Genomic DNA, 20,366 nt, shown 5'->3' with positions numbered 1-20,366 from the left:
GAGCTGCGATGCGTGTCGCCCTGTTCCTGACCTGTGTCAACGACACGCTCTATCCGGACACCGGCCGCGCCGTGGTGAAACTGCTGACCAGGCTGGGCGTCGAGGTCGACTTCCCGATGGCGCAGACCTGCTGCGGGCAGGCCCACTACAACACCGGGTACCGGCACGAGGCCGAGCCACTGGCCCGGCATTTCTCCGATGTCTTCGGTGAGTACGAGGCGATCGTGACGCCCTCCGGGTCGTGCGGCGCGATGGTGCGGGAGCTGTATCCGCGGATGGGCGAGCGGGCGCGGGCGGAGGGCCGCGGGGACACCCTCGCGGCCACCCTCGCCCCGGTCGTGCCGAAGACGTACGAGCTCACCGAGTTCCTGGTGGACGTGCTCGGCGTGACGGACGTCGGCGCGTACTACCCGCACACCGTCACCTACCACCCCACCTGTCACGGGCTGCGCAGTCTCGGGCTCGGCGACCGGCCACGCCGACTCCTCCAGGCCGTCAAGGGGCTCGAACTGCGCGAGTTGCCGGGCGCGGACGAGTGCTGCGGCTTCGGCGGCACGTTCGCCGTCAAGAACCCCGACGTCTCGGCCGCGATGGGCGCCGACAAGGTGCGCAACGCCGAGTCGACGGGCGCGGAGGTGCTGTGCGCCGCCGACAACTCCTGTCTGATGCACATCGGCGGCACGATGGCCCGACTGGAGACGCGGATGCGGCCCGTGCACATCGCGGAGATCCTGGCCAGTACGGAAGAGGAGCCGAGCGCATGAGTGGCACTTTCGTCGGCATGCCCGCCTTCCCCAAGGCGGCGCACGAGGCCGTCAACAACCCGACCCTGCGCGGCAATCTGCGCCACGCCACCCACACGATCCGCGCCAAGCGGGCGGTCGCCGTCGCCGAACTCGACGACTGGGCCGCGCTGCGCGAGGCCGGCAAGCAGATCAAGGACCACACGCTCCGCCATCTCGACCGCTACCTCGTGCAGTTGGAGGAATCGGTCACCGCGGCCGGGGGCATCGTGCACTGGGCCGCCGACGCCGACGAGGCCAACCGGATCGTCGCCGACCTGGTGAAGATGACCGGGGAGAGCGAGGTCGTCAAGGTCAAGTCGATGGCCACGCAGGAGATCGGCCTCAACGAAGCCCTGGAGGCCGAGGGCATCCACGCCTACGAGACCGACCTCGCCGAACTCATCGTGCAGCTGGGCAAGGACCGGCCCTCCCACATCCTGGTCCCGGCCATCCACCGCAACCGCGGCGAGATCCGCGACATCTTCGCGCGCGAGATGAGCGAGTGGGGCCGCCCGGCGCCGGAAGGCCTCACCGACACGCCCGCCGAACTGGCCGAAGCCGCCCGACTGCACCTGCGCGAGAAGTTCCTGCGCGCCAAGGTCGGCATCTCCGGCGCCAACTTCATGGTCGCCGAGACCGGCACCCTGATGGTCGTGGAGTCCGAGGGCAACGGCCGGATGTGTCTGACCCTCCCCGAGACGCTGATCTCGGTCGTCGGCATCGAGAAGATCGTGCCGACCTGGCAGGACCTGGAGGTCTTCCTCCAGACCCTCCCCCGCTCCTCGACCGCCGAGCGCATGAACCCGTACACCTCGATGTGGACGGGCACCACGGACGAGGACGGCCCCCAGACCTTCCACCTGGTCCTGATCGACAACGGCCGCACCGACACCCTCGCCGACGAGGTCGGCCGCCAGGCCCTGCGCTGCATCCGCTGCTCGGCCTGTCTCAACGTCTGCCCGGTGTACGAGCGCGCGGGCGGCCACGCCTACGGCTCGGTCTACCCCGGCCCGATCGGCGCGATCCTCAGCCCCCAACTCCGGGGCACCGCCAGCGAGATCGACGCCTCGCTCCCGTACGCCTCCTCGCTCTGCGGCGCCTGCTACGAGGTCTGCCCGGTCGCCATCGACATCCCGGAGGTCCTCGTCCACCTGCGCGAACGGATCGCCGAGGGCGGACCGGTGACGCGGGAGGGCAACAAGGTCGTCCTCAAGCCCGCCAAGGGGCACGCCGCCGAGCGGGCGGCGATGCGGGCCGCACGCTGGGCGTTCATCCACCCCGGCGCGCTGCGCACCGGCCAGCGGCTCGCCTCCCGCACACGCCGCTTCCATCCACGCACGCTGCCCGGTCCGGGCAAGGCATGGAGCGACACCCGGGATCTCCCGACAGTGCCCGCGGAGCCGTTCCGCGACTGGTGGCAGCGTACGCACGGCGGAAAGGACACGGACAAGTGAGCAGCAGGGATCTGATCCTGGGGCGGGTGCGGCGCGCGCTCGCCGACGTACCGCGCGACGACACGCCGTACGAGCAGGCCATTGAGCGCGGGTATCTGCGCGAGCACGGGGGGCGGAGCGTCGAGCAGACGGTGGATCTGCTGGCGGCGAACCTCGCCGACTACCGCGCGATCGTGCACCGTACGGACGCGGAGGAACTGCCGTACCTCATCATGCGGCTGCTTGCCGAGCGCGGACCCCAGTATGTGCTCGTTCCCCCGGGGCTCCCGCCGGAGTGGATGTCGGCCGCCGATCCCACCCGCGTGCACGACCGCGCCGTGAGCACGCCGCACGAACTCGACAAGGTCGAGAGCGTGGTCACGGGCTGCGCGCTCGCGATCGCCGAGACCGGCACCCTCGTCCTGGACGGCGGCCCGGACCAGGGGCGCCGTCGCATCACGCTGGTCCCCGATCACCACATCTGTGTCGTCCGCGTCCCCGACCAGGTCGTCTCCTCCGTGCCCCAGGCCCTGGAGCGCCTGGCTCCGACCCGCCCGCTGACCTGGATCTCCGGCCCGTCGGCGACCAGCGACATCGAGCTCGACCGGGTCGAGGGGGTGCACGGTCCGCGCACCCTGGAAGTGGTGCTGGTGAGCGGGGAGTGACCTGCGCGGTTAGCGTGAGGGGATGATCCGGTTCGAACAGGTCACCAAGCGCTATCCGGACGGCACGACGGCCGTGGACGGCCTCTCGTTCGAGGTCGCGGAGGGCGAACTCGTCACGCTCGTCGGCCCGTCGGGCTGCGGCAAGACGACGACCATGATGATGGTGAACCGGCTGATCGAACCGACCTCGGGCCGGATCTTCGTGAACGGCCAGGACATCGCGACGGTCGACCCGGTGCGGCTGCGGAGGCGTATCGGGTACGTCATCCAGCAGGTGGGCCTGTTCCCGCACCGGACGATCCTCGACAACACGGCGACCGTGCCGACGCTCATCGGCTGGAAGAAGGCGAAGGCGCGGACGCGCGCCGCGGAGCTGCTCGATCTGGTGGGCCTGGATCCGAAGACGTACGGCTCGCGCTATCCGGAACAGCTGTCGGGCGGCCAGCGCCAGCGGGTCGGGGTGGCCCGGGCGCTCGCCGCCGATCCACCCGTACTGCTGATGGACGAGCCCTTCGGGGCCGTCGACCCGGTGGTCCGGGAACAGTTGCAGGACGAGTTCCTGCGCATGCAGGAGGCCGTGCGCAAGACGGTGCTGCTGGTCACGCACGACATCGAGGAGGCGGTACGGCTCGGCGACCGCATCGCGGTGTACGGGCAGGGCCGCATCGAGCAGTTCGACACGCCAGGGGCCGTGCTCGGCACCCCGGCCACCCCCTATGTCGCCGAGTTCGTCGGCGCCGACCGCGGGCTGAAGCGGCTGTCGGTCACCGACATCGAGCCCGACGACCTGGAACAGCCGCCCGTCGCCCGCGTGGACGAGCCCGCCGAGACGGCGGTGGCCCGCCTGCACGCGCGGGGCGCGCGATGGGCGGTCGTCCTGGATACGGAGGACGAGCTGCACGGGTGGGTGGGCGTCGACGAGTTGGCGGCGGGCGGGTCCGTCGGGGACCGCGCCCACCGAATGCTGCACTCTCCGGGGGATACCCTCGGGCCCCCGGCATGGGTCCCGGTGGGCGCCCCGCTGAAGCAGGCCTTCAGTGTGATGCTCCAGCACGACGCGGGCTGGGTCGCGGTGCTGGACGGCTCCCGCTTCCTCGGCGTACTCACCCCGGCGAAACTGCACGAGGCACTGCGGCGGTCGGTGGACGCGGATGCGCGGGGGGTGCGGCGGGGGCAGGTGTCGTTCGACTCGATCTCCGATGCGTGAGCGCTCCGCTGGGTTGGGCGGGGGGCGCGGGTGTTCGGCGGTGCGGGTTGTTCGGTGGTGCGGGTTCGTTGTGGCTGGGCGCGCAGTTCCCCGCGCCCCTTTGGGGCGCCTCTTTGGGGCGCCGCCGGCACGTCTCAGGGCAGGGCGTTCTGCAGGTCGACGAGCACGGCGTGTGACAGCTCGGCCGCTCCGGTGCCGGCGCCCGCGGCAGCCCCCGTGGCCGCGCCGGCCGCCACCGATGCGAGTACGGCCCTGATCCGGCCCAGCAGACCGCGCAGGCGTCCCACGTCCGGCTGCGACCGGGCGGCCTCCGCCAGAGCGGCCTCGGCGTCCTGGCGCACGGCGGTCTCGTCCTCGGCGGCCAGGCCGAGGGTCTCCAGCGCCGCGAGCACCGACCGCACGGCCTCGGCGAGCCGGGCGCTCGCCCCCTCGTCGGCCGTCACGTACTGATGCTGGGTGACGTTGTGACCGCCGATCGCGATCTGGCTGCCGTGAATGGGCCCATGGAACTGGGCACCGCCCGAACTCGTCAACGTACGCCTCCTGAAGCGGAGTTCTCTTCCGTCGCGCTACCGAAGACAGCCTCCAGGCGAGCCGCCAGGGCCGACAGACGGGCGGTGAGTGGGGCGCCGCCGAGCTGCCGAGCCAGGCAGGCGAGGATCTGCTCGACGGCCCTGCGGACACGATCCTCATCGATCGGGGGGCGGGCCAGCTCCACCTTGATCACCGCCGCGGCCTGCCGAATGACGTACTGCGAGTAGAGGTCGAGCCCCAGCCGATCGACCTCGACCCGCAGAGCTTCCACCACCTGTACGGGGTCGGCACGCCGCGCCGGCTGGAAGTGCGCCCGGTACAACTGCTCGGGCGGTACGTCGGTCCGATTCTGGGTCACATTCCCTTGGGAGTTGATCGCCACCTGGCTGTCGGTGATCGGGCCGAAGACATAGACCAACGGAGTCGTCGGCTCGTCGGGACGCAGGGGGCTGATCTGCTGGGGACTCGGCTCACGGGCCAGGCGCAGCAAGGAGTCGTAGTCGCGGTAGTCGACGAGCGGGGGCCCGGCGATGCGCAGCGCCTCATACAGACCCTCGGCAGTGCCCAAGGGCTCGATGAACCTGGAGCCCACTTCAGGAGGCACGACCGGCGCCTGTGCCGGCTCAGTCGTCGGCGGTTCAGCGTGCGGCGTCCTTGGCGATGCGTCAGGCACCCCCCGCCCGCTGATCGACTCCCCCACCTCAGGCGGGGTCTCCCTCGCGGGCTGGGACCAAACGCTGGAGTGACGGCGCTCGTTCTCGTACCGGAATCCTCCACTGACCATGTGAACCCCCCGTGGCAACGCCCCTACTTGAAGCGTAGCGAGCCAACGGCCGGGAGGAAGGCCTCATCCGGCATCGGAACACCGCAATCTGGCCACTCCCGCACACGTGTGTCTCTCCGACGCGAGGGCACCCGTTCCGCGGGAGGTCCACATGAACGCAAGTGCGACGGCACGGACCGGACGCATCAAGGCCCGGCGCGCGGCGAAGGGCTCGGGGGTGGAGTACGCCGCCCGGGCGGGTCTGACCGCGCGGGGCGTGATCTACCTGCTGGTCGGTGTGCTGGCGCTGCGGATCGCCTTCGGGGACGGGAAGAAGCAGGCGGACCGCAACGGTGCCGTCGCGGAGATCGCGCAGCAGCCCTTCGGCGCGGTGCTGCTGTGGGCGCTGGCCGTCGGCCTCGTCGGCATGGCGTTGTGGCGGCTGTCCGAGGCGTGCTTCGGTTCCGCCGGGCCGGACGGTCGGGCGGCGAAGAAGCGACTGCTGTCGGCTGGGCGCTTCGTGTTCTACGCGTTCGTCGCCTACTCGGTGCTGTCGTTCGCGGCGGGCTCGGGCAGTGGCGGGAAGGGTTCGAGCGACCAGCAGTCGCGGGATGTGACGGCCAAGGTGCTGGATCTGCCGGCGGGACGGTGGATCGTCGGAGCCGCCGGAGTCGGCATCGTCGTAGTGGGTCTGCTGATCGGTGGGCGGGCCGTGTTGCGCAAGTACCACAAGAAGCTGAAGCTCGGTCAGATGTCGGCGCGCACGCGGCGGCTGGTGGATGTGACCGGCGTGGGCGGTGGCGCGGCGCGCGGGCTGGTGTTCGCCGCGGCGGGGTGCTTCGTCGTGCGCGCGGCGATCGACTACGAACCCGACCGGGCGAAGGGACTGGACGACACGATCCGCTCGTTCGCCCACACCCCGGCGGGACCGTGGCTGCTGGTGTGCGTCGCCGCCGGACTCGTGCTGTTCGGTCTGTTCTCCTTCGCGATGGCGCGCTGGCGCCGGGTCTGAGGGCGTCCGAGGGCATCTGAGGGCGTCACTTCAGCAGACCCTTGCCCTTCAGATAGGCCCGCGCCACGTCCTCGGGCAGCCGTCGCCAGCTGTCCACCTGCTGGTTCATCGATGCCAGGTCCGCGGTGGTGAGTACGTCGTTGAGCTTGCCGAGTGCCTTGGTGACGCCCTCGCTGCCGGCGCGCGAGCGGTTGACGACGGGCACGATGTAGTCTGCGTTCTGCAGATGTTTGTCGTCGGCGAGGAGGACGAGCCCGAACTCGTCGAGCGTCGCGTCCGTCGTCGTGGTCAGGACCATCTGGTCCTGACCACTCTGCACGGCCCGCTTCGCCTGGGTGGTGCCCACACCCTTCGGGTCGACGCCGGTGATGTCGATGCCGTACGTCTTCTTCAACCCCGGCTCGCAGTAGGGCCGTTGGACACACTCGTCGCCCGCCGCGAGCCGTACCGGAAGACGGGACGCGCCGAGGTCGCTGAGAGTCTTCAGGTGATGCTGCCCGGCATACGCCGCCGTCACCGCGAAGGCGTTCTGGTCGACGGCCCTGCCGGGGTCGAGGACGGTGAGGCCGCGCGGTGTGGCGAGCGACCGGAGCGCCTTCATCGTGGTGGCGAGATCGGGTGAGCCCACGGGCGGCGCGTCCGCTCCGTGGGTCTTGGCGTTCAGCCAGTCCGCGAAGGTGGCCGCGTACTCCGGTACGACGTCGATCTGGCCGGATTCCAGGGCGGGTTCGTAGAGTTCGCGGTTGGCGACCGTCAGCATGGAGGTCTTGTATCCGGCCTGGTCGAGCAGCAGCGCGTACATCTGGGCCAGCAGGTCGCTCTCGGTGAACCCTGCCGAGCCGATGGTCAGGTGCTTGCTGTCGCCGGGTGGCGCGGTGACCGCGCCGCGGTTCTCCAGGGACGGGCCGGTGGCGCAGCCGGTCAGCAGGACCAGGCTCAGCAGGGCGCCGCCTCGCCTCATCGGATGCCCCTCGCCCAGCGCGGTGCCAGCCGTTCGGCGATCTCGAAGATCCCCTCGACGATCAGGGCGAACACGGCGACGAGGATCGCGCCGGCGACGACCTGCGGGGTACTCGCCAGGTTGAAGCCCGCGGTGATGATCCGGCCGAGTCCGCCGCCGCCCGCGAGCGCGGCGATCGTGGCGGTCGCGACGAGTTGGACCGCGGCGATCCGTACGCCGTTCATGACCATCGGGAGCGAAAGGGGCAGTTCTACGTGAAACAGCATCTGCCGGCCGGTCATCCCCATGCCTCGCGCCGAGCGCACCACGCTCCGGTCGACCTCGCGCATCCCGACGTAGGCGTTGGTGAGCAGCGGTGGTACGGCGAAGAGGACCAGCGCGACGACGGTCGGGCCCTCGCCCCACTTGCCGAGCGGGGTGAGCAGCAGGAGGACCAGTACGGCGAAGGTGGGGACGGCGCGGCCGATGTTGGAGATGTTGACGGCGAGCGCGCCGCCCTTGCCGAGGTGGCCCAGGACGAGGGCGACGGGCAGCGCGATGAGGCAGCTGATGACGAGACAGACGACGGTCAGGACGAGGTGCTGGGCGAGGCGGTGCCAGACGCCGTCGTCCCCGGACCAGTGCGCGGGGTCGCTGAGCCAGTCCCAGGCCCCGGTCAGGGCGTTCATCCGCGGGCCGCCCGGATCCAGGGGGTGATGAGCCGCTGCACCGCGAGCAGGAGGAGGTCCGTGGCGACGGCGATGACGACGCAGAGTACGGACGCGGTGAGGACCTGCGCCTTGAAGTAGGTGTTCATGCCCGCGTAGATGAGATTGCCGAGTCCCCCGAAGCCGACGATCGCGCCGACCGTCACCAGTGAGACCGCCGAGACGGTGGCGATGCGCAGTCCGGCCATCGAGGCGGGCACCGCGAGTGGCAGTTCCACGGTGAGCAGGAGGCGGATGGGCCCGTATCCCATGCCGCGGGCGGCCTGCCGGGTCTCCTCGGGGACGGCGCGCAGGCCCGCGAGGATGTTGCGGACGAGGAGGGTCAGCGAGTAGAGGACGAGTCCGGAGACGACCAGCGTGGCCGACAGCCCGTACACGGGCAGGAGCAGCGAGAACATCGCGAGGGACGGGATGGTGTAGAGGATCGTGGTCACCGCGAGGACGGGTCCGGCCGCCCAGCCCCAGCGCCGGGCCAGGACGGCCAGCGGCACCGCGATGACGAGTCCGACGAGCACGGAGACCGCCGTGAGCTGGAGGTGCTGGACGACCGCGTCCAGGAGGATCTGCCGGCGCGTGCTCAGATACTCACCGCAGATCCACTCGTTGCGGGCGAGACAGTCGTCCGGGGGCGCGGTCACGCGTCCATTCCACCGGGGGCGGGCGGGAGTCGGCGCGTTCTGGTGACCCGTACGGGGTGTCGCTGAGTACACCCCGCGATACGGGTTCTGCGCCCCATGTGGGTCGAGCGTTCGCTCCGTAGCGTCGTGAGCGAGGCACAGGGCGTGCCGGACGGAGAGTGATGACGATGTTTCGCCGCACCTCGCGACGTACGAGCGAATCGGAACCCGCCCAGGAGGCGCTGCGGCTGGTCAAGGTCGGCAAGACCTACGGCGCCGGGGAGAGCGCCGTGACCGCGCTGGACGGGGTGAGCCTCGGCCTGGCGCGCGGCAGCTTCACCGCGGTCATGGGGCCCTCGGGGTCGGGCAAGTCCACGTTGCTGCGGTGCGCGGCGGGGCTGGAGCGGCCCGACAGCGGCATCGTGCGGGTCGACGGAGTGGAGATGACGGGCGGCGGTGAGGCCGAGCTGACGAGGTTCCGGCGCGGCCGGATCGGTTTCGTCTTCCAGCAGTACAACCTGCTGCCGACGCTGACCGTCGCCCAGAACACGATCCTTCCGCTGAAGCTCGCCGGGCGGCGCGTCGACCGGGCCCGGGCGCGGGAGATCCTGACGGCGGTCGGTCTGGGCGACCGGCTCGGCAGTCTGCCCGACCAGCTTTCCGGCGGGCAGCAGCAGCGCGTGGCGATCGCCCGGGCGTTGGTCGTCGAGCCTCGGGTGATCTTCGCGGACGAGCCCACCGGCGCCCTCGACAGCCGCGGCGCACGGGATGTGCTGCGGCTGCTTCGGGAGGCGGTGCGGGTGCACGGCAGGACGGTCGTCATGGTGACGCACGACCCCCTCGCCGCCTCGTACGCCGACGCGGTCGTGTTCCTCGCGGACGGGCGGATGGCCGGCCAACTGCACGCGCCGACGGCGGACGCCGTGGCCGAGCGCCTGGCGCACCTCGGCGACGACACGAGGGTGGGGGTGTGAGCCGTGTTCGCTCTGGCCCTGTGTTCCCTCCGGCAGCGCCCCGGGCGCGCCACGGCGACCCTGCTGTCCGCCTTCCTCGGCGCGGCGGTCGTCATGACCTTCAACTCCCTGCACGACACGGCCGCGCGGCCGGGCGTGGACTCCGTGAGCGCGGAGTCGCTGTCCACCGCGGCGGGCGTCGTGGGCGGCTACGGCACCCTGCTGGTGTTCTTCGCGATCGCCTCGACCCTGACGGTGAACGTCCGTCAGCGCGGCGCCGAGATGGAGCTGCTCAGGTGCTCCGGGGCGACGCCCGCGCAGATCAGGCGGATGGTCGTGGGTGAGGCGGTGGCGATCGCCCTGGTGGGGGCGGTACTGGCGATCGGTCCGGCGATGCTCGGCGGACGCGCCCTGCTGGGCGTCTTCCAGGACAGCGGCCAGGTCGCCCGGTCCGTCGACCACTCCTTCGGTCCCGTCGCCCTCGGGTCGGGCATCGGCATCACGGTGTCGGCCGCGGCGGGCGCGGCGTTCCTCGCGGTGCGGCGGGTGACGCTCCGCCGTCGCCCCCGGGGTCGGGCACGGACGTTCCTCGCGTACGCGGCTCTGCTCGCCGGTGGTGCGGCGGTCTGTTCCACCTTCGCGTTCTCGGCCGAGGACGCCGCGCTGATGGCGCCTCCCGCGTACGGGGCGATCCTGCTGTCCGTGGGGTGCGCGCTGCTGGCGCCGCGGCTGCTGGAGGGCCTGCTGGACCGGCTGCCCCTGACGGGCCCGAGCGGGTATCTGGCCGTACGGAACCTGCGTCGGCGTGCCGCGGAGATGTCCGGTGTCCTGATGCCGCTGATCCTCTTCACCTGCATGGCGTCGGCGACGCTGACCATGCAGGCGGTCGAGAGCGACGCGATCAAGGCCTCCGGTGTTCCGAAGTCGGTCGACGCGAAGAACCTCGAGACGCTCAACCTCACGGTCGTCGGCGTCATCGTGGTCTTCTGCTGCGTCATGCTGATCAACTCCCTGTACGCGGCGACGACTTACCGCGGCCGGGAGTTCGGGCAGCAGCGGCTGGTGGGTGCGACGCCGAGGCAGGTGCTCGGGGTGGTCGGCGCCGAGGGCCTGATCCTGACGGTGACGGGCGTCTTCCTCGGCACGGTTGCCGGGCTCGCCGGGGTCCTCGCGTTCAGCGCCGTGCGCACGGACTCCCCGTGGCCGGGCCAGGGGCCTGGTATCTGGCTCGCCGTCGTCGCGGTCGCGGCGGCGGTGACCCTGGGGACCATCCTGTTCACGGCCCGCCGCACCCTGCGGACGCCGGCGGTGGCGGCGGTGACCCTGGTCGCGTGAACGGGCGGCGGACCGTGGGGGCGATATATGGGCGCGGTCCGCACTGGCACCTGACCGGCCGAGTGGCCACGATGAACTCCAAGGACGACGGCTTCCGCCGCCAGGATCCAGGCCCCGGAGGGGACGATGACGTCAGACGCCCGTTCGGGAGGCGCCGAACCGTTCGACGCGCCGCAGGAGTCGGCTTCCCCTTCCGACACGGCGGACCGGATGGTCGAACTGCGGGAAGAGGTCGACCAGCTGAAGGAGGCCGTCACCTCGCACGCCACGGTGGACCAGGCCATCGGCATGGTGGTCGCCCTCGGCCGGGTGTCGCCCGACCAGGGCCGGGCCGTGCTCCGGGAAGTCTCGCAGCACACGAACATCAAACTGCGCACCGTCGCGGAAATGATTCTCGTCTGGGGGCGGCAGGGAGATCTGCCGCCCGATATTCGCGCGGCCCTGGAGGACACGCTCGACAAGTACGGGCCCACGCAAATCCCGGACAGTCACCCCGCCCCGTAGGCGCGGAATTTGTTTGGATCTGATCCACCCAGGTAGTTCAGAGAGAGGTGGCCCGCTGGCCAACCGCTCCCGGGAGGGTTCGGCAGTGAGCTCGCCTCCGACCGCCCGGACGGGGCAACCCCCCGGGCGGCCGGGTGTTGTCCACCACCCGCACGCCCGGGCAGGGCCTAGGCCGCATCGGCGAGCACCTGTTCGCGCAGGGTGGCGCAGCAGTCGCTGAGGAGGCGCGAGACGTGCATCTGTGAGATGCCGAGCTGATCGGCGATGCAGCTCTGCGTCATGCCCTGGAAGAAGCGCAGGTAGAGGATGGCCCGTTCGCGCTCGGGGAGCTCGTGCAGGGCCGGTTTCACCGACTCGCGATCGATGACCAGGTCGAATCCGGCGTCGCGCGCGCCCAGCGCGTCGTTGAGCGCGTAGCCGTCGTCCCCGCCGGGCAGTTCGGCGTCCAGGGAGAGGGCGGAGAAGCTGTCCAGGGCCTCGAGACCGGTACGCACCTCGTCCTCGCTCAGGTGCGCGTACGCGGCGATCTCCGCGACGGTGGGCCGTCGGCCCTGCATCGTCTGCGACAGGTCCTTGAGGGCCGCGCGCACCCTGTTGCGCACGTCCTGGACGCGGCGCGGGACGTGCAGGGTCCACATGTGGTCGCGGAAGTGGCGCTTGATCTCCCCGGTGATGGTCGGGACGGCGTAGCTCTCGAAGGCGTTGCCGAGCTCGGGGTCGTAGCGGTCGACGGCCTTGACCAGGCCGAGCGCGGCCACCTGGTTGAGGTCCTCGACCGACTCACCCTTGCCCCGGTAGCGGCCCGCGACACGCTCCGACATGGGCAGCCAGGAGCGGATTATCTCCTCGCGCAGCGCCTGCCGCTCGGACCCGGCGGGCAGGTCGGCGAGGCGGACGAAGGCCGCGGCGGTGTCGGGGGCGTCGTCATGGGGGTGTCTTTTGGTGCCGGACGTCATGCGCATAGTGCTCACAACTCCCTCAGGGGTTGCCGACGGGGCAGTCCCCATGGGAGGGCGCGCACAAAAAACCGGACGGGAGACATCCGGCGATCTGGCGGACCAGCTCCCACGGACGTGCCTCCTGTCCGAAGCACTGCTAGGACAATTCCCCCATATCGGTCACCCAAACAAGCGCGAAACAATCCCGGAGAATCATCCAAGGGGAGTGACACCGGGCGAGGGGACGATTCTGGAGCGTCACGCGTCGTCCGCGAATCCATATCCGTACGCCGTGAATTCACTCCGCAATATCCGCGCGATCTCCGCACCCGCCGCCAAACAATTCACCGCGCGATACGCCGCGCGAACGAGCGATTCGGCGCCGGATTCGCAATGCGGATCCGAGGCAGGGCACGCCGACGCCAAGCTCCGCGACCGATCCGCGCCATCAGGCTCGCCCCGACCCACCACCTTGACCAAAGACATAGGGCCCCCGCGAACCGGTCACCGCGACATCGCGACCCCGGTGGCCGCCTCGAACATCCGCCGCGCCTACGTCGACGACCCTGCGAGACGGGCTTCAGGCCGGACACGCCGGAATAGCGGGGCGTGATGCCGACATACCCAAACCGGATGACCGGCCCAGGCGTTGCCGTCCACGCGACACCGGCGCCCCGGCGACCTGCGCCTCTCACCCCACCGCGACACGGAACACCACGGCCGTACCGCCCCGCACGTGACCCCCCGATTCACCCGGACCCCCGCCGACCGTTGACGGGGCAGCCGCACCGTGGAAATCTAATGCTCAATGAAGAGAATGCAGTTCTCGCCCGCGTGACCGTAACTGCTCAGGCGACGCCCGTATCGGAGGACTGACGCGATGGCCCTTTATCCGAAGCCGGCCGAGGGCAGCTGGACCGAGCACTACCCGGACCTGGGAACGGGAGTGGTGTCCTACGAGGACTGCGTCTCACCCGAGTTCTACGAAGTCGAGCGCGAGGCGGTCTTCAAGCGGGCCTGGCTGAACGTCGGCCGGGTCGAGGACCTGCCGCGCAAGGGGAGTTACTTCACGAAGGAGATCGAGGTCGCCGACACCTCGATCATCGTCGTGCGCGATCTGCGGGGCCGGGTGCGGGCGTTCCACAACATCTGCCGGCACCGGGGCAACAAGCTGATCTGGAACGACTTCCCGCACGAGGAGACCCGGGGGTCCTGCCGGGCGTTCACCTGCAAGTACCACGCATGGCGTTACGACCTCACCGGCAAGCTCACCTTCGTCCAGCAGGAGAGCGAGTTCTTCGACCTGGACAAGGACGACTACGGCCTGCTGCCGGTGCACTGCGAGGTGTGGGCGGGGTTCGTCTTCGTCAATCTGGCGAAGGAACCGGAGCAGACCCTGCCGGAGTTCCTCGGCCCGATGATCACGCCGCTCGACGGTTACCCGTTCGACCGGCTGACCGAGCGCTACGACTTCCGCGCCGACGTCCACTGCAACTGGAAGGTCTTCCTCGACGCCTTCCAGGAGTACTACCACGTGCCCGTGCTGCACTCCCAGGAGGCCACCCCGGCGGCCCGGCCCAAGATGAACGGCTTCGAGGCACCGCACTACCAGCTCGACGGCCCGCATCGCATGGTCACCACCTCGGGCGCACCTCGCCGGCTGTGGCCCGCCGACTACCAGTACCCCATCGAGATCGCCACGCGCAGCGGCCTGTTCGGCCCCTGGGACGAGCCGGACCTGGGCACCGAGCTGGGCGGGACCAACCCGGGCAAGGTCAGGAAGTGGGCCATGGACAACTTCCAGATCTTCCCGAACATGGAGATCCTGATCTGGGCGAGCGGCTGGTACCTCACCTACCGCTACTGGCCGACCTCGTACCACACGCACCTCTTCGAGGGCACGCTGTTCTTCCCGAAGGCCACCACCGCCAGTGAGCGCGCCGCCCAGGAGTGCGCGGTCGTCATGTTCAAGGAGTTCGCGCTCCAGGACGCCGGCACCCTCGTCGGGACCCAGCGGGCGCTGGAGTCACGGGCGGCCCGCGACGACTTCCCTCTCAACGACCAGGAGTTGCTGGTACGGCACTTCCACAGGTCGATCGCCGACTGGGTCGAAGACTACGAGCGCAAGACCGTGGGGGTGTGAACCGGTGTCCGACACCCTCCTGCCCGAGGCGTTCGCGGAGCTGGAACCCTTCGCCGCGACCTGGTGCCTGGCCACCGAGCCCGAGCGCTACGAGCGCCGCCTGGCGAGCGACATGACCGAACTTCAGGCGCTCTACGACGTCGGCTTCCCCCGCATCGAGGAAGCGCTCGCGTACTGCGACAAGTTCCCGCTCGACGCGCTGCCCGAGCAGGCACGCCGTCTCCTCGAACTGGTGCATTCAATCATCATGGTGTCGATGTGCGTCGAAATCTGGCACCAGCCCAGGGTCGTCGACGGCGCCAACGCCGAGATCCACCGCGTCGCCGAACCACTGCCCTGACCCGGCCCGGCGACCGCCCGAGCCCAGCCGACCCACCATTCACGACCACCGGGACCCACACGTTGCGGTGCCGAAGGGAGCGTTGCACACGGTGAACGACTTCGAGGCGATGAACTTCTTCCGGGACGACGGGCTCGTCGCGGACCCCTACCCGTACTTCGAGGCGATGCGCGGGAAGTGTCCCGTACAGCGCGAGAGCCACCACGACGTGGTGATGGTGACGGGGTACGACGAAGCGGTTCACGTGTTCAACGACAGCGAGACGTTCTCGTCGTGCCTCTCGGTGACCGGCCCCTTCCCGGGGTTCCCGGTCCCGCTCGAGGGGGACGACGTGAGCGAACTCATCGAGCTGCACCGCGCCGAACTCCCCTTCAGCGACCAGCTTCCGACCCTCGACCCGCCGACGCACACGGACCACCGCGCGCTGCTGATGCGGCTGATCACACCGCGACGCCTCAAGGAGAACGAGGCGGCGATGTGGCAGCTGGCCGACCGCCGGCTGGACACGTTCCTCGCCCCGGGCGAGGGCGACTTCATCAGCGGGTTCGCGGGCCCGTTCACCCTGCAGGTCATCACCGACCTGCTCGGCGTGCCCGAAGAGGACCGCGAGGAGTTCGTCAGGGGGCTGGAGCACCGGCCGCAGACGGACGGCGGTGTGGGCAGCACGGAACGGGAGATGGAGCACACGCCACTGGAGTATCTGTACGAGCGGTTCGCGTCCTATGTGGAGGAGCGGCGCCGCGAGCCGCGCGACGACGTGCTCTCCGGTCTGGCCTCGGCGACGTTCCCGGACGGCTCGACGCCCGACGTCGCCGATGTGGCCCGGGTGGCGACCAATCTCTTCGCGGCGGGCCAGGAGACCACGGTCCGGCTGCTCAGCTCCGCCCTCAAGCTGCTCGTCGAGCGCCCCGAGCTGCAGCGGCGACTGCGCGAGGAGCGCGCCCTCATCCCCAACTTCATCGAAGAGGCGCTGCGGATGGAGAGCCCGATCAAGGGCGACTTCCGGCTGTCCAGGGTGCCGACCACGGTGGGCGGTGTCGACATACCGGCCGGCACCACCGTGATGGTCCTGAACGGGGCCGCGAACCGCGACCCCCGCCACTTCGAGGAGCCGGACACCTTCGACCCCTCCCGCGCCAACGCCCGCCACCACATCGCGTTCGGACGGGGCATCCACACCTGCCCCGGTGCGCCGCTGGCCCGGGCCGAGGGCCGGGTGGCCATCGAGCGGCTCCTCGACCGCACGGCCGACATCAGGCTCTCGGAGCGCGTGCACGGCCCCGCGGGCGAGCGCCGGTACCACTACATCCCGACGTACATCCTGCGCGGTCTGACCCACCTGAACGTCGAGTTCACCCTCGCCGAGGAGCCGGCGCGGTGAAGGCGAAGGTCGACGAGGACCGCTGCCGGGGACACGGGGTCTGCTGGTCGCTCCGCCCCGAGGTGTTCGACCTGACCGACGACGGCTACGCGGTGGTGCTCACACCGGAAGTACCCGCCGAGTTCGAGGACACCGTGCGTACGGCGATGGGCAGTTGCCCCGAGCGCGCCATCACGCTGGACTGACGATCGCGGCCCGCGCACACCGCGCGGGCCGCGACCGGCAAGACTCCTTCACACGGATCGCGACGGCATCTCGAACCCGGAGACGATCACGACGTTGCAGTCGGCCGCGGCCAGCCGCAGCGGCTTTGCCTCCGCGTACGCGTCCGACTCGTACCAGGCACGCGCCGCTTCCACGGACTCGAATTCGAGGACGACCGTACGGTTGCCGTGCCAGCTGCCCTCCAGGACCTGGGGCCCGGTATCCACCGCCAGGACGGCGGCCCTGCCGTGCGCGATCGATCCCGCGGACGCCCGGCCGTAGGCCTCCATTCCGGCCTCGTCCTTGATGGCCTCGGTGAGGATGACATATCCCTTGGGCACGGGTTCCCCTTTATGTCGATAAGCGCTATTTGATGACGTTCAGTCGAGAATGGGAGGCCCATAAGTCATGCGGGATCTCGAGCTGTCCTGCGGGCTCCCGCCGGGCCCGGACTTCGCGGACCTCGCCGTACTGGCCGAGGAGCTCGGCTACTCCAGGGTGTGGATCTACGACTCGGCGCCGCTGTGGGAGGACCCCTTCGTCCATCTCGCCCTCGCCGCGCGGCGGACGACCCGCATCGGGCTCAGCACGGCCGTCCTCATCCCCGGCCAGCGATCGGTGATGACCATGGCCTCCGGCATCGCCACCGTCGCCCGCGTCTCCGGCGGGCGCTTCCGGGCGTGCTTCGGTACGGGGTTCACCGCCCGGCTCGCGGTGGGCCGGCGCCCGATGACGCTGGACGCCCTCGCCGACTACATGACGGCCCTGCGCCGGCTGCTCGCCGGGGAGACGGCGATCGCGGACGGCAAGCCGGTGCGGATGCTGCACGCGGGCGGCCTCACCGCCTCGCGACCGATCCAGGTCCCGCTCTGGATCAGCGTGTTCGGTCCCCGGGGCTCCGCGCTGGCCGAGAAGGTGGCCGACGGCGTCGTCGGACCTCCGCACCCCGTGCTCCCGACCGCGACCATCATCTCCGGCACCGTGCTCGACCCCGGCGAGGACCGGGACTCGGACCGCGTCCGGGAGGCGATCGGACCGTGGCGGGTCGTCGACTGGCACAACGCGTACGCCAAGGGCGGTGCCGAGGCGGTCGACGCCCTGCCCGGGGGCCGGGCCTGGCGGGCCGCTCTCGAGGAACTCGCTCCCGAGGACGAACGCCATCTGCTCACCTTCGAGGGCCATGTCACGCACCTCCCCGACCGTGACCGCCGACTCCTCGATCACATCGACCTCAAGACGATGGTCGGTGACGCGGCCCGGGTCGGCAGAAGCCTGACGCGGCTCGCCGACCTCGGCTTCCACGAGGTCGTCTACACACCGAGCGGCCCGGATGTGGCCCGCGAGCTGCGCGCCTTCGCCACCGCCCACCGGCAGCGGCCGGCGGCGGACCGCTGAACTCACGGGCACCACGGGGCGTACGGGCCTCACGTGCACGCGTACGGACTCACGTGCGACCGGCTCGGGTCCGGACGGCGGCGCACACACCGCCGTCCACGAGGAGGTCGATCCCGCTGAGGAATCCGGCCTCGGACGACAACAGGAAGGCGACGGCCGCGGCGACGTCCTCGGACCGCCCCAGCCGGCCGAGCGGGGTCTGCCGCAGCAGCAGCTCCATCCCCGGATGGCTCGCGGACTCCTGCCGCCCCTGAGGCGTGTCGATCAGCCCGGGGGACACCGAGCAGACACGGGCACCGAGGGGCCCGATGCGCACCGCCTCGCGCTGGACGAAGCGGTGCACCCCGCGCTTGGCCCACGCGTACGCGATGCCGGTGTCCTCGATGCCCGGCCCGACGGCCTCGTGGACGCGGTCGAGGAACCGCTCGTCGAGCGGGTCGTCCAGCACCGCGTCGACGGCCGGGTCGGGGTCGGTGCCGCCGAGCAGCGGGGCCATCGACGCGAAGCACACCAGGGCCGTGCCCTCGGTGGCGAGCGGGCGGAGCGTCTGCGCCAGCAGCGCGGTCCCGACGAGGTCGACGGTGAAGATACGACGCCAGTCGGCCATGGTGGGCGAGATGCCCGCGGCGTGGGCGACGGCGCGCAGGGTGCCCAGTTCGCCGACGCGTGCGGCGAGCCCGGCCAGGCCCGCGGCATCGGTGATGTCGAGGACGAACGGTTCGACGACGGCCCCCTGCCCGGTGGCGGACAGGTCCTTGGCGGCCGCGGTCACGGTCGCCTCGTCCCGGTCGACGAGGAGCAGCCTGTCCACCTGGTCGGCGAGCCGCCGCGCGCAGGCCAGCCCCATCCCGCGGCCGGCGCCGGTGACGATCCCGACGGTCGTCATGCGCTCATCCCCCAGAACCGTTCCAGGCTCTGCTGCGCCACCCGGCTCACCAGTTCGACGCGGTAGCCGCTGGCCGGGCTGCGCAGGAACGCGAACGGGGCGCCGTCGGCACCCTTGCGTGTCGCCTCCCGGACGAAACCGTGGCGTTCCAGTTCGGCGGCGTCCGTGGCGACGTCGTCGGACCAGTAGCCGACGTGATGGACGGCGCCGCCGGCCGCCGGCTCCCACAGGGTCCCCGGGACGCGCCGGACGATCTCGAGACGGGGTGTCGTCGTCGAGAACACGCACCCGAGCTCGACCACGGCGTCCGCGTCCGGCAGCGTGACCGGGACCGGTCCGCTGATCTCGCCGCACCACTTGTACCCGAACAGGGAAGAGAACTCGGCCAGGGTCGTCTCGAAGTCCTCGACGACGATACCGAGATGGAACTGATCCTGAGCCTTCAGCACCCGGCCGACGGCCGCCCGCCCGTACTCCGTCGCTTCCAACGTGTCTCCCTCGTCGTTGAGTTCAACCACAGCAAAGAATTTCATTCTTCGAAATGAGAACGATATTCTCACGTGCGGTCGAAGAGCGCAATGGAAGGACGGGGGCCGTCGCGAGGTCCGGCGACGACCTTTCTTCGTACCATCGGATGCGTGCCGTTTCCCAACGGATCCGGGGGTCACGGCATGGGTGTTCAGGTTGTGTTCAGGCCCCTCACGGGCCCTGGCAACTCCTGCACCAGAAGCCCCAAAGCAATGGCAAAGACCCCTGTGGCCAGCGCTGTTCTCCATGTCATCGTGCGAGCATGAGCACAGAGCACCTCACCCGCCGTCGTCGCGCCGCCGGCCCCACCCATCTGGCGAGCAAGGTTCCGGAAGTCACCCTCTACTTCTGGGTGATCAAAGTGCTGACCACCGGCATGGGTGAGACCGCCTCGGACCTCCTCGCCAAGAAGCTCGGGCCGATCCCCGCCGTCGGCCTCGGCGGCCTGGCCCTCGTGGTGGCGCTGTGCGTCCAGCTCAAGGCCCGTCGCTACGTCGCCTGGATCTACTGGACGGCGATCGTGATGGTCAGCGTGTTCGGCACCATGGCCGCCGACGTCCTGCACGTCGGCCTGGGCGTCCCGTACACGATCTCCACCCCCTTCTTCATGGTCGCGCTGGCAGCCGTGTTCGCCGTCTGGTACGCCAGCGAGAAGACCCTCTCCATCCACAGCATCCACACCCGCCGCCGCGAGCTCTTCTACTGGGCCACCGTGCTGGCCACCTTCGCGCTCGGCACCGCCGCCGGTGACCTCTCCGCCACGGTCGGCCTCGGCTACCTCGGCTCGGCCGTGCTGTACGCCGTCGCCATCGCCGTCCCTGCCGTCATGCACAAGGGGGGCGCCCTCAACGCGGTGGCCGCCTTCTGGACCGCGTACGTCATCACCCGCCCGCTCGGCGCCTCGGTCGCCGACTGGATGGCCCTGAGCCACGCCCGCGGCGGCCTCGACCTCGGACTGGGACCGGTCACCCTGTCCTGGACCGTCGCCATCATCGGCTTCGTCGGCTACCTGGCCGTGTCCCGCAACGACGTCGGGGACACCGAGCGCCTCGCGTAGGACACCGACCGTGCGGGT

The 20,366-nt window shown here is 70.4% G+C and carries 23 protein-coding genes; 14 read left to right on the top strand and 9 right to left on the bottom strand.

Annotated features, from left to right (window positions below; all coding sequences use genetic code 11):
* The first annotated feature begins 8 nt into the window (after positions 1-8).
* From KVT44_RS28340 to KVT44_RS28325, 4 genes are read left to right on the top strand one after another with little or no spacing between them, the layout of a single operon-like run.
* Positions 9-764 carry a (Fe-S)-binding protein gene (locus tag KVT44_RS28340; RefSeq protein ID WP_101402486.1) on the top strand — a complete coding sequence of 252 codons (756 nt, stop codon included), beginning with the start codon at positions 9-11 and terminating at the stop codon, positions 762-764.
* A complete protein-coding gene (locus KVT44_RS28335) occupies positions 761-2,239 on the top strand; it encodes a LutB/LldF family L-lactate oxidation iron-sulfur protein (protein WP_217569630.1) in 1,479 nt (492 codons plus the stop codon). The genes KVT44_RS28340 and KVT44_RS28335 overlap by 4 nt, the downstream gene beginning before the upstream one ends.
* The gene (locus KVT44_RS28330) at positions 2,236-2,883 is read left to right on the top strand and encodes a lactate utilization protein C (protein ID WP_217569628.1); all 648 of its coding nucleotides are present in this window, start codon (positions 2,236-2,238) and stop codon (positions 2,881-2,883) included. The genes KVT44_RS28335 and KVT44_RS28330 overlap by 4 nt, the downstream gene beginning before the upstream one ends.
* A 22-nt stretch (positions 2,884-2,905) precedes the next feature.
* Positions 2,906-4,090, top strand: coding sequence for an ABC transporter ATP-binding protein (locus KVT44_RS28325; protein WP_217569627.1), 1,185 nt, complete (start codon positions 2,906-2,908; stop codon positions 4,088-4,090).
* Between the two features lie 134 nt (positions 4,091-4,224).
* Here the strand turns inward: KVT44_RS28325 and KVT44_RS28320 are convergent, their stop codons facing one another.
* Entirely contained in the window at positions 4,225-4,623 is a 399-nt protein-coding gene (locus tag KVT44_RS28320) for a hypothetical protein (RefSeq protein WP_217569625.1), read from the bottom strand.
* A complete protein-coding gene (locus KVT44_RS28315) occupies positions 4,620-5,192 on the bottom strand; it encodes a hypothetical protein (protein ID WP_217569623.1) in 573 nt (190 codons plus the stop codon). Before KVT44_RS28315 ends, KVT44_RS28320 begins: the two co-directional genes overlap by 4 nt.
* 367 nt (positions 5,193-5,559) lie before the next feature.
* On the opposite strand from KVT44_RS28315, the gene KVT44_RS28310 reads away from it, so the two are divergent.
* Entirely contained in the window at positions 5,560-6,399 is an 840-nt protein-coding gene (locus KVT44_RS28310; RefSeq protein ID WP_217569622.1) for a DUF1206 domain-containing protein, read from the top strand.
* Between the two features lie 25 nt (positions 6,400-6,424).
* Here the strand turns inward: KVT44_RS28310 and KVT44_RS28305 are convergent, their stop codons facing one another.
* Genes KVT44_RS28305 through KVT44_RS28295 form a run of 3 tightly spaced genes read right to left on the bottom strand, consistent with a single transcriptional unit; the run spans position 6,425 to position 8,705 of the window.
* Positions 6,425-7,360 carry an ABC transporter substrate-binding protein gene (locus tag KVT44_RS28305; protein WP_217569621.1) on the bottom strand — a complete coding sequence of 312 codons (936 nt, stop codon included), beginning with the start codon at positions 7,358-7,360 and terminating at the stop codon, positions 6,425-6,427.
* Positions 7,357-8,028, bottom strand: a complete 672-nt coding sequence (locus KVT44_RS28300; RefSeq protein ID WP_190171007.1) for an ABC transporter permease — start codon at positions 8,026-8,028, stop codon at positions 7,357-7,359. The genes KVT44_RS28305 and KVT44_RS28300 overlap by 4 nt, the downstream gene beginning before the upstream one ends.
* Positions 8,025-8,705, bottom strand: coding sequence for an ABC transporter permease (locus tag KVT44_RS28295; RefSeq protein ID WP_217569620.1), 681 nt, complete (start codon positions 8,703-8,705; stop codon positions 8,025-8,027). The genes KVT44_RS28300 and KVT44_RS28295 overlap by 4 nt, the downstream gene beginning before the upstream one ends.
* A 161-nt stretch (positions 8,706-8,866) precedes the next feature.
* Here KVT44_RS28295 and KVT44_RS28290 point away from each other — a divergent pair, with 161 nt between their 5' ends.
* The 3 genes from KVT44_RS28290 to KVT44_RS28280 all read left to right on the top strand — a co-directional run bounded on the left by KVT44_RS28290 (position 8,867) and on the right by KVT44_RS28280 (position 11,476).
* Entirely contained in the window at positions 8,867-9,658 is a 792-nt protein-coding gene (locus tag KVT44_RS28290) for an ABC transporter ATP-binding protein (protein ID WP_217569619.1), read from the top strand.
* Positions 9,659-9,661: 3 nt separating this feature from the next.
* Positions 9,662-10,972 carry an FtsX-like permease family protein gene (locus tag KVT44_RS28285; RefSeq protein ID WP_217569618.1) on the top strand — a complete coding sequence of 437 codons (1,311 nt, stop codon included), beginning with the start codon at positions 9,662-9,664 and terminating at the stop codon, positions 10,970-10,972.
* 210 nt (positions 10,973-11,182) lie between these two features.
* Complete coding sequence (locus KVT44_RS28280; protein WP_254649995.1) at positions 11,183-11,476, top strand: ANTAR domain-containing protein; 294 nt, start codon at positions 11,183-11,185, stop codon at positions 11,474-11,476.
* A gap of 167 nt (positions 11,477-11,643) precedes the next feature.
* On the opposite strand, the gene KVT44_RS28275 is transcribed toward KVT44_RS28280, so the two are convergent.
* Entirely contained in the window at positions 11,644-12,438 is a 795-nt protein-coding gene (locus tag KVT44_RS28275; RefSeq protein ID WP_099919148.1) for a SigB/SigF/SigG family RNA polymerase sigma factor, read from the bottom strand.
* 856 nt (positions 12,439-13,294) lie between these two features.
* Between KVT44_RS28275 and KVT44_RS28270 the strand changes: the two genes are divergently transcribed.
* From KVT44_RS28270 to KVT44_RS58400, 4 genes are all read left to right on the top strand, one after another.
* The gene (locus KVT44_RS28270) at positions 13,295-14,557 is read left to right on the top strand and encodes an aromatic ring-hydroxylating dioxygenase subunit alpha (RefSeq protein WP_217569616.1); all 1,263 of its coding nucleotides are present in this window, start codon (positions 13,295-13,297) and stop codon (positions 14,555-14,557) included.
* A gap of 4 nt (positions 14,558-14,561) precedes the next feature.
* The gene (locus KVT44_RS28265) at positions 14,562-14,897 is read left to right on the top strand and encodes a hypothetical protein (RefSeq protein WP_217569615.1); all 336 of its coding nucleotides are present in this window, start codon (positions 14,562-14,564) and stop codon (positions 14,895-14,897) included.
* 91 nt (positions 14,898-14,988) lie between these two features.
* Entirely contained in the window at positions 14,989-16,278 is a 1,290-nt protein-coding gene (locus tag KVT44_RS28260; RefSeq protein ID WP_308314132.1) for a cytochrome P450, read from the top strand.
* Positions 16,275-16,463: a ferredoxin gene (locus KVT44_RS58400; protein WP_190171001.1), complete on the top strand. Its 189-nt coding sequence runs from the start codon at positions 16,275-16,277 to the stop codon at positions 16,461-16,463. The genes KVT44_RS28260 and KVT44_RS58400 overlap by 4 nt, the downstream gene beginning before the upstream one ends.
* 48 nt (positions 16,464-16,511) lie before the next feature.
* On the opposite strand, the gene KVT44_RS28250 is transcribed toward KVT44_RS58400, so the two are convergent.
* The gene (locus KVT44_RS28250) at positions 16,512-16,823 is read right to left on the bottom strand and encodes a DUF1330 domain-containing protein (protein ID WP_099919152.1); all 312 of its coding nucleotides are present in this window, start codon (positions 16,821-16,823) and stop codon (positions 16,512-16,514) included.
* Positions 16,824-16,890: 67 nt separating this feature from the next.
* Here KVT44_RS28250 and KVT44_RS28245 point away from each other — a divergent pair, with 67 nt between their 5' ends.
* Positions 16,891-17,877 carry an LLM class flavin-dependent oxidoreductase gene (locus tag KVT44_RS28245; protein ID WP_217569611.1) on the top strand — a complete coding sequence of 329 codons (987 nt, stop codon included), beginning with the start codon at positions 16,891-16,893 and terminating at the stop codon, positions 17,875-17,877.
* 49 nt (positions 17,878-17,926) lie between these two features.
* Here KVT44_RS28245 and KVT44_RS28240 read toward each other — a convergent pair whose 3' ends face one another.
* Both KVT44_RS28240 and KVT44_RS28235 read right to left on the bottom strand, forming a co-directional pair.
* On the bottom strand, positions 17,927-18,763 hold the full coding sequence (locus KVT44_RS28240) for an SDR family oxidoreductase (protein ID WP_217569609.1): 837 nt from the start codon (positions 18,761-18,763) through the stop codon (positions 17,927-17,929).
* On the bottom strand, positions 18,760-19,281 hold the full coding sequence (locus KVT44_RS28235) for a VOC family protein (RefSeq protein WP_308314131.1): 522 nt from the start codon (positions 19,279-19,281) through the stop codon (positions 18,760-18,762). Before KVT44_RS28235 ends, KVT44_RS28240 begins: the two co-directional genes overlap by 4 nt.
* A gap of 272 nt (positions 19,282-19,553) precedes the next feature.
* Between KVT44_RS28235 and KVT44_RS28230 the strand changes: the two genes are divergently transcribed.
* Entirely contained in the window at positions 19,554-20,348 is a 795-nt protein-coding gene (locus tag KVT44_RS28230) for a hypothetical protein (RefSeq protein ID WP_217569607.1), read from the top strand.
* The last annotated feature ends 18 nt before the right edge of the window (positions 20,349-20,366 follow it).

The organism is Streptomyces sp. GbtcB7 (assembly GCF_019091445.1).
Lineage (GTDB): Bacteria > Actinomycetota > Actinomycetes > Streptomycetales > Streptomycetaceae > Streptomyces > Streptomyces mirabilis.
The sequence above is the reverse complement of the archived record's forward strand: the minus strand, read 5'-3'. Positions and strand labels throughout refer to the sequence as shown.

Bases quoted from the DNA above. Each gene is read 5' to 3' on its own strand.
- KVT44_RS28230 (WP_217569607.1), top strand. From the start codon at position 19,554: ATGAGCACAGAGCACCTCACCCGCCGTCGTCGCGCCGCCGGCCCCACC.
- KVT44_RS28300 (WP_190171007.1), bottom strand. From the start codon at position 8,028: ATGAACGCCCTGACCGGGGCCTGGGACTGGCTCAGCGACCCCGCGCAC.
- KVT44_RS28270 (WP_217569616.1), top strand. From the start codon at position 13,295: ATGGCCCTTTATCCGAAGCCGGCCGAGGGCAGCTGGACCGAGCACTAC.
- KVT44_RS28275 (WP_099919148.1), bottom strand. From the start codon at position 12,438: ATGCGCATGACGTCCGGCACCAAAAGACACCCCCATGACGACGCCCCC.
- KVT44_RS28335 (WP_217569630.1), top strand. From the start codon at position 761: ATGAGTGGCACTTTCGTCGGCATGCCCGCCTTCCCCAAGGCGGCGCAC.
- KVT44_RS28290 (WP_217569619.1), top strand. From the start codon at position 8,867: ATGACGATGTTTCGCCGCACCTCGCGACGTACGAGCGAATCGGAACCC.
- KVT44_RS28245 (WP_217569611.1), top strand. From the start codon at position 16,891: ATGCGGGATCTCGAGCTGTCCTGCGGGCTCCCGCCGGGCCCGGACTTC.
- KVT44_RS28340 (WP_101402486.1), top strand. From the start codon at position 9: ATGCGTGTCGCCCTGTTCCTGACCTGTGTCAACGACACGCTCTATCCG.
- KVT44_RS28325 (WP_217569627.1), top strand. From the start codon at position 2,906: ATGATCCGGTTCGAACAGGTCACCAAGCGCTATCCGGACGGCACGACG.
- KVT44_RS28310 (WP_217569622.1), top strand. From the start codon at position 5,560: ATGAACGCAAGTGCGACGGCACGGACCGGACGCATCAAGGCCCGGCGC.
- KVT44_RS28305 (WP_217569621.1), bottom strand. From the start codon at position 7,360: ATGAGGCGAGGCGGCGCCCTGCTGAGCCTGGTCCTGCTGACCGGCTGC.
- KVT44_RS28280 (WP_254649995.1), top strand. From the start codon at position 11,183: ATGGTCGAACTGCGGGAAGAGGTCGACCAGCTGAAGGAGGCCGTCACC.
- KVT44_RS28240 (WP_217569609.1), bottom strand. From the start codon at position 18,763: ATGACGACCGTCGGGATCGTCACCGGCGCCGGCCGCGGGATGGGGCTG.